Raw genomic sequence first — 6,784 nt, forward strand, 5'->3', positions numbered from 1 at the left:
GCTATGGGGCAACCCGGTGAGGGAGTATGCTACTGGATTTGGCGTTGCGGTTATGGCTAGAGAGGCCTGGCGGGAATTAGGTAAGGGGGATTTAAGTGGGGCGAGGGTTTCCATTCATGGCTTCGGCAATACCGGCCAATGGGCTGCTTATTGGTCTAATAAAATGGGTGCCAAGGTAGTGGCCGTCGCAGATACATCCGGCACAGTACATGATCCCAATGGATTAGATGTGGAGAGGCTGATTGAGGTAAAGAATAAAACAGGCAAGGTAATTATGTATGAGGGAGGCCGCAAGCTTCAGCCCCAGGATGCCCTAGTAGTTGATTCAGACATTCTTATGCCTAGCGCCATGGAAAACACAATAACTGAACACAATGCAGGAAACATTAAGGCCAAGCTAATAGTGGAGGGAGCAAATGGACCAACCACGCCGGAAGCCGAGGCTATGCTGTCAAAGAGGGGAGTCACAATAGTACCAGATATATTGGCTAACGCCGGCGGAGTCATCATGAGTTACCTGGAGTGGGTCGAGAATCTGCAATGGTTCATCTGGAATGAGGATGAAACGCGAATGCGNCTCGANGGAATATTGGTGAATAATTTTAAGAGAACCATGAATAAATTCACAGCCCTAGGATCAAATGCTACTATGAGGGATGCAGCCGTGATAACCGCTGTGGAGAGGGTTAGGGACGCAATGCAGGCAAGAGGCTGGATTTAGATCCAAGATAATGTTAAGTTAAAATAAAAACAATATTTTTCAATTTATTGGGGATCAATGAAATGGGCTCAGCTTAATGCTAGATTAATTCTTCTGGTGATACAGGTAACCTAGGTTACTTTTCGTCCAGCAGCATCTTCTAATGCAGCGGAGAATCCTTATCCTAAATGGATAAGGGAGTACCACGATAATTGTTTTAAGGGGCTTTCTTCTCCCTTTTAATCATGTCATTAAGCGGTGAGGATTACATTAATGCCTTGCTTAATCCCTCCTCTGTGGCCGTTATAGGAGCCACGCTGCGACGAGACAGCATTGGTAATATAATAACCATTAATTTAGCCAAGAAGTATAGGGGCAAGCTTTACCTGGTTAATCCGAGATATACGGATATTAATGGAATAAAGGCGTATCCTTCAATAAAGGAGATAGGGGAGCCCATTGATTTAGCAGTAATAGTAGTCCCAGCGCCCTTAGTTCCATCAGTTATGAGGGAAGTATCGGAGGCTGGAACTAAGGCTGCGATAATAATAAGTGGAGGATTCAGCGAGGTGGGCGAGGAAGGTGCACGGCTGGAGGAGGAGGTCAAGAAATCCGCTGGCAAGGTAAGGATATTAGGTCCTAACTGTATAGGGGTCTTTAATGCATCAACGGGTCTAGATACATTCTTTCTACCTGAGGAGAGAATGGGCAGACCAAGGCCTGGACCCCTTGCTTTAATAAGCCAATCAGGCGCCGTGGCCGGATCAATACTTGACTGGGCGGCTCGAAGAAACCTCGGCATAGGGATCGCGGTTAATTACGGGAATAAACTGGATGTGACGGAGACCGATCTAATGAGGTTCCTTGCTCTGGATCCATCGGTGAAGGTGATTACCATGTACATGGAGGGATTCAAGTATCCAGGGGAAGGGCGGCGATTCATGGAAGCAGCAAAGGAAGTGAGCAAGAGAAAACCAATAATAATATATAAGGCGGGCAGGTCAAGAGCATCCAAGAGAGCAGTGGCTAGCCACACGGCGGCTCTCGCTGGGAATTATGAAATATATAGCGCAGCATTTAAGCAGGCCGGCCTAATCGAATCATCGAGCCTAAGGGATATGTTTGACATGGCTAAGGCACTTGCCACGCAACCATTACCGAGAGGCAGGAAAGTGCTCATCCTGACGGACAGTGGTGGAATGGGGGTTCAAGCAACGGACTCGCTGGAACCGCTGGGGCTCATGGTGCCTGAGCTTCCAGAGACCCAAAGGGATCGACTTAGGAAGATACTGCCCCCCCTAGCCGTCGTTGGTAACCCAATTGACTTAACGGGAAGCGCAACTGATGAGATGTATAAGTCAGTTCTAGAGGAGATTCTTCCAACGGATTCCGTGGATATGGCTATGGTCATAGCGCTAATGCAGCTTCCCGGGCTCACAGTTAACTTAGCTAATTACATCATAGAAGCCAAGAAATACGGTAAACCCGTGGTTGCGGTTTCATTTGGTGGAAACGAATTCATGGCTAGATTCAATGATGCGCTAGATAAGGGCGGCATCCCAGTCTATGCAACGCCGGACAGGGCAGCCAAGGCTTTATGGGCATTAACCGAGTATGCTAAGGTAGTGGGTGAGATCCATGAGTGATGCAAGAAGCATAATTAGGAAAGCTTGCAGTGAAGGAAGAACGAAGCTGCTGGAGCACGAGGCCCTAGACCTACTTGAGGCTTATGGTATACCCAAGCCTCCGCATGCATTCGTCAATAGCGCTGCAGAGGCCGTTAATGCGGCCCGCAGGATCGGTTTCCCCATTGCGCTTAAGGTAGTTTCGCCAGATATCCTCCATAAGAGTGACGTCGGCGGCGTTGTGCTGGGATTGCAGAGCGAGGATGAGGTGGAGCAGGGCTTTAATGAATTGATGAATAATGTAAAGGCGAAGGCTCCATACGCTAGGGTTGCCGGGGTCTTGGTTCAATGGATGGTGCCGAATGGGTTGGAGACCATAATTGGAGCCACGAGGGACGACATGTTCGGCGGCGTCATTGCCTTCGGTTTAGGCGGCGTCTTCACAGAAGTGTTGAGGGATGTCTCGCTACGCGTGTCGCCTATAGGCGAGGATGATGCTCGAGCAATGATTAGGGAANCCCGTGCCTCAATTCTACTTAATGGTTTTCGGGGCATGAGCAAGAGGGATTCAGAGGCATTGGTCGCTGCCTTGGTCAAGTTTTCCCTATTAATTGATGAGAATGAGGAAATCATGGAGGCCGATCTTAATCCAGTAATAGCATTGGAGGAGGGACGAGGCGCATATGCCGCTGATGCCAGGTTCGTGTTGAAGTGTTAATGATGCTTAGGCTAGGAGTGCTTGATCTAGATGGAACATTAACCAATACTGCAATTCTTCACTTAAAGGCTTGGAGAGATGAATTAACTGATCTAGGTCTCCTAGATGAGGTGAGGAGCATCAGCGTTGAGTATCTCTTGGGTAGAAGGGCCATTGATATAGCTACTGCCCTAGTCGGCGCCGGTCCTCAAGCATGGCGATTAGTTAGATTAAAAACAATGTATTACTTGGACTTACTCAGTAATGGCTTGGATCCATTCCCCTGCGCCATGGAGTTATTGGATGAGACCCATGAACTTGGAATGATGGCTGCGGTGGTCACGTCATCAAGCCGCTCATCGGCATTGGCCGTATTAAAGGCAACCAGGTTATTGGAGAAAGTAGATTATGTAGTGGCTGGCGATGATGTGGAAAAGGGAAAACCAAACCCATTACCCATTCGATTAGCGCTGGATAGGTTTAATGTGATGCCTAAGCAAGCATATGGTATTGGCGATACCATATATGATGTGGAGGCATATAGAGCAGCAGGCCTTGGACTAGTGATGTCGCTTAATCCAATAAATGGAGCAATACATGTAAAGGATCTTTGCGAAGCGATTAATGTGATAAAACGAACGGCAAGCCTCGCCCTTTAGGGCGGAGGAGGTCAGTCATGCTCATATTAAGTCAATAATTATTCAATGATATTTAGTCCTAGGCTTTTCCTTGCAATTAAGTAACCTGCATGGCTAAATATATGCGGGTAATTACCTCTTGGTTCACATGTCTCAGTATCCAGGTGCTCCCCCAATAGGTTAACTATGGACCTGCATTTCTCTATTTTCCTGATTATGTTGATTCCCTCGATTTTTCTGCCCATTAATCCATATACCATAGCCAACCATTCGCTGGTGAGGATGAAGGGATGCTTTACAGGGCCTAGAAAATCCCGTGCATATCTAAGCACGAGTCCATCCTTCACTAGTTCCCTCTCTATTCCTTGTAGGGTAGCTATGAATCTATTGTCTGTTGAATCTATGAAACCATATAGCGGAAGTGCAAGTAATGCGGAATCCACGTCTCTAGAGCCAAAATATTTAGTGAACATATTAGGCTGATTACTTAATATGTACTCCCTTAATTCAATTGATTTCGCGCGCCACTCGCTGCCTTCATCCTTAAAACCCAGTTCGATGGCCAACTTAGCCGCCCTATCCAGCGCCACCCACATCATTACCTTAGAATGAGTATAGTGCCTCGCCTCCCCCCTCTCCTCCCACATCCCGGCATCGGGCAACATATATGACTTGGAGCACCATTCGGCGGTTGCCTCAATTACCCACCAATAATTACGAATATAGACGTCATCCCTGGTTGTTGCGTAATAAGCATATAATGCATCCATGAACCATCCCTCAATATCCAACTGTAGTTGCGTAGATGCCGCATTCCCGATTCTCACGGGTCTACTGCCGCCATAACCGCTCAGCCAAGGGATCTCCTCCTCATCCCCTGGAGGCGATCCATCGACTCCATAGAATGGGTGATCAAACGGCTTAGCCGTGGGCTCAACAACGCTTAATAGGAAGTTCAATGCCCCCCTACCATCAACTATGTATCCCTCCTCTATCAATGCCTTAGCGGCAAGCGAGGAATCCCGTACCCAGACGAATCTATAGTCCCAGTTACGTCCCTCTCCAATTATCTCTGGAAGAGATGTCGTGGGCGAGGCCGCTATTCCTCCAGTGAATCTATGTACCATGGAGAGTAAGAAAGTTATTGATGATGAGTAAAGCCCATTATCCTTTTTAACATTCTTATTGCTCCAGTACTGCATCACCTTATTAAGAGCTTCTCCAATCATAGAGTAAACAACGCTCTTGCCTCCACCCAATATACTAGTCTTAACGCTTCTTGCATAGTGCCCAAGTAATTTTGCTGGACCAATGCATCTCCATGTCTCGTCGCTTAACTTGGAGCAATTGCCCTCTAGTATTATTAATTCCATTAGGCCACCATCTAATGGATTAATGAATTGAGCGCCATTCCTCATTATAGATACGTATGGCTCCACTAAGCCATAATTCATTACTGGCTTGAATTCCGTTTTATATTCCGCGTCATTAGGAGCATTTATTATCCTCATTATCGCCGGCATTCCTATCGGCATGAAATCAATTACATTTATCTCGCCTTTCTCAGACCTTACAGTCGTTCGAAGCACATTGGTCCCCTCAATGTACTTAGGCGATATGCTTGAGACCGCTCCCTGAAAAGTTATACTCCAGTGACCACCCCTCTTCTCATCCAATATCTTTGCGAAGACGGATGGCGAATCAAGTCGAGGCGCAGGGAACCATACTACGTCAAGATCATTAATTAATGCGCTTGTGATCATGTTGCTTATCATGGCTGTTCTCGATATTAATAATTGCATTAAGGAGATCAATATAATGCGCCTTTTAAGCACTGCTAGCTAATGTGGTCATTATTATCAACGAGAATCAGCGAAGGTCAGTAACCATCATATAATCAGGCCCTGGGTAATCATCACATCACTCTATACAGTTGCTGGTTTAAAAGGATTGACGGGCCCGGTGGGATTTGAACCCACGGCCTACGGGTGTCTTCCCCATAGGTTAAAAGCCTCGGCCTCCCGATTAACCAGGACCGCCGCTCTACCATGCTGAGCTACGGGCCCTTAATGAAGTCTTGACAGAAATCATTTTTAAGGTTTACTACAGCATATCATGTGCAATATGTGTTTGGCGGCTTCATTTCTAGATAAAGGAAGCGGCGAATCTAGTTTGAGGCAGGATGATTTTGGGCTTTACTGGTGCTGCTCGGTTATTCTCTGGTATCGCCGGGCTTTCTTCTCCCAAGAAATCAGGGAAGAGATTAACGCCACCGGTAAAGGGAAGTAACCAAGGCTTCAAGGGATCATTTGATTCAGCGTGATTTTTTTAAATCCGCCCGTTCTGTCCCCATCATGTGGATGAAGGTAGCTGTAATTCATGATGCTCCATATGCTGCTGTTCTTCTTTTATGGGTGATATTCGTCTCGTTTTATCTGGCTAAGAAAGCGTATGAGGCGGCCATAAGGAGGGGTTACCCAGAGCGGTCAGGCACGTATTTTGGAAGAAAAGTCATTCATATACTTGGTGGAGGCGTAGTTGCGGTTCTGTTACCTATTGTTTTCAGGGAGCCGGTTCTACCTTTATTGATGGCTATAATATTAACTATGGCTGTATATATACCTCACCGCACTGGAAAGCTGTATCGTTGGTTCCAGGATCCAGATAATATGTATGAGGTGCATTTCACATTGGCGTGGGGCATAATAGCATTCACTCTTTGGTTTATTGACCCCACCTATTGGTTGGCAACGGTTCCGCTTCTTTATATGTCTTGGGGCGATGGAGTAACCGGCATAATTAGGAACTTAAGGTATAGGAGAAGGGTAAAGGGATGGGAGGGTTCCCTTGCGATGCTTATAGTAAGTATACCCATAGGGGCAGTGCTTGGCTATATTGGTATTTTATCAGCAGTGTTAGCCACATTATCGGAGAAGCAACCCATAATTGATGATAACATAGCCATACCGCTTGTTGCCTCGGCCACATTAGTGCTGGGGCACTTCTTAGCGCCTGGCTTAATGATGAGTCTTTATGGCTAATGTACTCTATGAGGAAAAGTAACTTGCCCTAAATGAAAATGCTTTATAATAAGATAGTTATCGCTCCTGACCTCCTCCCCGCC

5 protein-coding genes, 1 tRNA gene and 1 pseudogene are annotated in these 6,784 nt (G+C 46.6%); 5 read left to right on the top strand and 2 right to left on the bottom strand.

What is annotated here, in order from left to right; genetic code table 11:
* From AT710_08815 to AT710_08830, 4 genes and pseudogenes are all read left to right on the top strand, one after another.
* A pseudogene (locus AT710_08815) lies at nt 1–721 on the top strand.
* A 224-nt stretch (nt 722–945) separates the two neighbouring features.
* A complete protein-coding gene (locus tag AT710_08820) occupies nt 946–2,346 on the top strand; it encodes a CoA-binding protein (protein KUO90531.1) in 1,401 nt (466 codons plus the stop codon).
* The gene (locus AT710_08825; GenBank protein ID KUO90535.1) at nt 2,339–3,043 is read left to right on the top strand and encodes an acetyl-CoA synthetase; all 705 of its coding nucleotides are present in this window, start codon (nt 2,339–2,341) and stop codon (nt 3,041–3,043) included. Before AT710_08820 ends, AT710_08825 begins: the two co-directional genes overlap by 8 nt.
* Nucleotides 3,044–3,045: 2 nt before the next feature.
* Nucleotides 3,046–3,681, top strand: a complete 636-nt coding sequence (locus tag AT710_08830) for a hypothetical protein (protein KUO90532.1) — start codon at nt 3,046–3,048, stop codon at nt 3,679–3,681.
* A gap of 38 nt (nt 3,682–3,719) precedes the next feature.
* On the opposite strand, the gene AT710_08835 is transcribed toward AT710_08830, so the two are convergent.
* Together AT710_08835 and AT710_08840 are read right to left on the bottom strand one after the other, a co-directional pair.
* Complete coding sequence (locus AT710_08835; GenBank protein ID KUO90533.1) at nt 3,720–5,462, bottom strand: hypothetical protein; 1,743 nt, start codon at nt 5,460–5,462, stop codon at nt 3,720–3,722.
* A gap of 152 nt (nt 5,463–5,614) precedes the next feature.
* Nucleotides 5,615–5,726 (bottom strand) — tRNA-Gln (locus AT710_08840).
* A gap of 288 nt (nt 5,727–6,014) precedes the next feature.
* Between AT710_08840 and AT710_08845 the strand changes: the two genes are divergently transcribed.
* Entirely contained in the window at nt 6,015–6,701 is a 687-nt protein-coding gene (locus AT710_08845) for a dolichol kinase (protein KUO90534.1), read from the top strand.
* Nucleotides 6,702–6,784: the final 83 nt, after the last annotated feature.

The sequence above is a fragment of the Thermocladium sp. ECH_B genome (genome assembly GCA_001516585.1).
In the GTDB taxonomy this organism is placed as follows: Archaea; Thermoproteota; Thermoprotei; order Thermoproteales; family Thermocladiaceae; genus Thermocladium.